The organism is Scandinavium sp. M-37, assembly GCF_043558715.1.
GTDB classification, from domain to species: domain Bacteria; phylum Pseudomonadota; class Gammaproteobacteria; order Enterobacterales; family Enterobacteriaceae; genus Scandinavium; species Scandinavium vulneris_A.
In genome coordinates this window covers 1-533 of sequence record NZ_JBIGIN010000103.1, presented here as the reverse complement: position 1 = coordinate 533, position 533 = coordinate 1, and the positions used below count along the sequence as shown (strand labels likewise).

Below are 533 nucleotides of genomic sequence, written 5' to 3'. Positions count from 1 at the left end.
GATCTTTACGCCCCAGCGCCCGGGCGGCAGGCGTGTTAATGAGCGGCAGAGCGGCCAGCGCAGAGCTGGCCCCAAGGAAGGCGCGTCGTGAAAGAGAGTTGTTTTTTTCAGTCATTCGACGAGCGTCTGTAGCAGGCTGGCTAACTCGCGGTTAATCACCTGCTGGTTGAACTCAGCTTCAACTTTGGCCCGCGCTTTTGCCACCATGGATTGCAGACACGCAGGGTCAAACGATCCCAGCCTACTCAGTTGATCAGCCAATGCTGTGGCATCATTTTCCGGCACCAGCCATCCGGACTCACCGGCATCGATAAGCTCCGGAATGCCGCTGTGTACCGTGGACACCACCGGAATACCCACCGCCATCGCTTCCATCAGCGCGACGGGAATGCCTTCCATATCGCCATCGGCCCCGGTGATGGACGGCAGCAGAAACACGTCGGCCTCATCGAGCATCGCTTTCACCTGATGGCTGGGCGCAAACCCGGGCATCTCTATCACGTCCTCAAGCTGATACTGCTCGATAAGCGTAC

The 533-nt window shown here is 58.5% G+C and carries 1 protein-coding gene; it reads right to left on the bottom strand.

Annotated elements, in window-relative coordinates:
- Positions 1 to 111: 111 nt before the first annotated feature.
- Positions 112 to 533 (bottom strand): glycosyltransferase (locus ACG0Z5_RS23875; RefSeq protein WP_394451664.1); only part of this gene is annotated, 422 nt, incomplete at its 5' end.